Origin of the sequence: Chamaesiphon sp. VAR_69_metabat_338, assembly GCF_031423935.1 — a bacterium.
Taxonomy (GTDB): Bacteria; Cyanobacteriota; Cyanobacteriia; order Cyanobacteriales; family Chamaesiphonaceae; genus Chamaesiphon.
This window is the reverse complement of record NZ_JANPGM010000754.1, coordinates 1-2,202: the sequence shown is the minus strand read 5'-3', so window position 1 is coordinate 2,202 and position 2,202 is coordinate 1. Positions and strand designations below refer to the sequence as shown.

The following is a 2,202-nucleotide window of genomic DNA, read 5'->3' as shown; positions in this document are numbered from 1 at the left end:
TTTGCACCAGCCGAGCGATATGAATTCGGTCAGGTTGCCTTGTTGCAATTTACTTATATCACCAACTTTGGTTCCGAGCTTGCGGCTGTCTCGATGTTGCCTGTCTTCTTTGAAAAAACATTCGGACTTCAACATGCTGCTGCGGCGATGATTGCGGCTAGCTACCCCTTCTTGAATCTTTTTTCGCGCCCTAGTGGTGGTTTTATCTCCGATAAATTTGGTTCGCGGAAATGGACGATGACGATCGTAACTGCCTTAATCGGGGTTGGTTATCTATTGGCTCATCAAATCGATAAAACGTGGGCATTGCCAGTCGCCGTCGCAGTGACGATGTTTGGCGCATTATTCGCTCAGGCTGGTTGTGGTGGTACATTTGCGATCGTCCCGCTGATTAAAAAAGAAATTACCGGACAAGTAGCGGGTAACGTCGGGGCTTACGGTAACTTTGGTGGTGTCGTCTATCTAACTATTTTCAGCCTGACTGACGCACCGACATTATTTGCGTCAATGGGTATCGGTGCTTTGGTATGCGCCTTCATGTGTGCCTTTTTCCTCAAGGAGCCGCAAAACTCGTTTGGATTGGAGCCTGCTGCTGAAGCTCAAGCTCAAGCCGTACCGATTAATGGTACGAGCGGCTTTGGAATGCGAGATTAGAAGTTTTAAGGCTTTAGGTATTAGGCTTTAGGCTTTAGGTTTTAATTTTTTAGGGAATAATGATGTTTGGCAAAGTGGGAAATCGAATTTTAGAGCCATAACGCCAATAGTCTCTCCTCCGATTAGGTTTGGTATGCACTACTAGCATCGATATTTTTAAAAATGGGATAGATATCCGATATCTATCCCATTTTTATGTCGCGATCTAGTGACATCATATTCTGAGTGTCTTTTCAGTGCGCATGAATACATCCGATCGATCCCCAGCCAATCAAAATCTATTTCTAGCAACAATGGCGTTTGCCGTGGCGTTTGCCAACTGGGGGATTATCTCTGGATTGGCACCCTTATTAAAAAAAGAATTGGGGCTATCTGTCACCCAAGCGAGCGTGATGATTGCCATTCCTGTTTTATTAGGCTCGGTGGGGCGGATTCCCTTGGGACTATTGACCGATCGCTATGGCGGCAGAATAGTATTTAGTAGCTTATTAGCGTTTACGATTATCCCCGCCGTTGCGCTGTCATTAAATCATTCCTATCCTAGCTTGCTCTGCTGGGGCTTCTTGATGGGTTTAGCTGGGACATCTTTTGCTGTAGGCGTAGCTTTTGTCTCTGGGTGGTTCCCACCCAGTCAACAGGGGACAACATTGGGGATCTATGGGGCGGGGAATATCGGGCAGTCGGTGGCCGTGTTTGGGGGGCCAGTATTAGCAGGGCAAATCGGTATTCCTGCTACGTTCGTGGTGTTTGGTGCGGTAGCAGTAGCTTGGGGGATCGTGTTTGCCTTTGCTGCTAATAATGCCAAGCCGCCGAGTAAATCGAAAACGTTCTCAGAAAATATCCAAGTTTTAAAGACTGAAAAATTGTGTTGGGTATTGAGTGGCTTTTATGCCCTGACTTTTGGGGGATTCGTCGCCCTAAGTATTTACTTACCGACGCTTTATAAAGAAGTGTTTGCACTGGCTCCAGCAGATGCGGGGGCAAGAACGGCAATTTTTGTGTTAATCGCCACGCTATCGCGCCCAATTGGGGGAATTTTGAGCGATCGATTGGGCGGTCAAAAACTGCTACTCTATGTCTTTCTGGGCATTGCGGCGACTAGTTGGTTGCTGGCGACGTCTTCAATCTGGCTATTTACGATCGGGACTGTATGCTGTGCGGTATTGTTTGGGCTGGGTAATGGGGGTGTCTTCAAACTCGTCCCGCAATATTTCCCCAACCAGACAGGCAGTGTTACGGGTTTAGTCGGTGCTGCGGGGGGATTGGGCGGATTTTTTCCGCCGATCGTGTTGGGAATTTGTCGTGAGGCGACTGGCAGCTATACACTAGGCTTTGGATTACTGATTATCTTTGCCCTCAGTTGTACTGGCCTATTGCAACAGACGTTCTTAAAATCGCCACCGAAAATCTCTTCATAACGATCGCCCGAATTCGATCGGTATTCTCAAATACAGAATATTCGAGCTGAAATCGCTAACTTGCACAATAGTGATATTTTTAACACGATCGCGATCCAGCTAACTATCCCCTAACCTCTATCCCCTAACC

2 protein-coding genes are annotated in these 2,202 nt (G+C 47.1%); both read left to right on the top strand.

What is annotated here, in order from left to right:
• Nucleotides 1-654, top strand: a 654-nt coding sequence (locus RMO84_RS20825) for an MFS transporter (RefSeq protein ID WP_310490348.1), incomplete at its 5' end; no start/stop codon positions are given.
• 242 nt (nucleotides 655-896) lie between these two features.
• Nucleotides 897-2,072: an MFS transporter gene (locus RMO84_RS20820; RefSeq protein WP_310490347.1), complete on the top strand. Its 1,176-nt coding sequence runs from the start codon at nucleotides 897-899 to the stop codon at nucleotides 2,070-2,072.
• Nucleotides 2,073-2,202: the final 130 nt, after the last annotated feature.

Excerpts from the sequence above, each read along its gene's own strand:
- RMO84_RS20820 (WP_310490347.1), top strand. The coding sequence starts at position 897 with ATGAATACATCCGATCGATCCCCAGCCAATCAAAATCTATTTCTAGCA.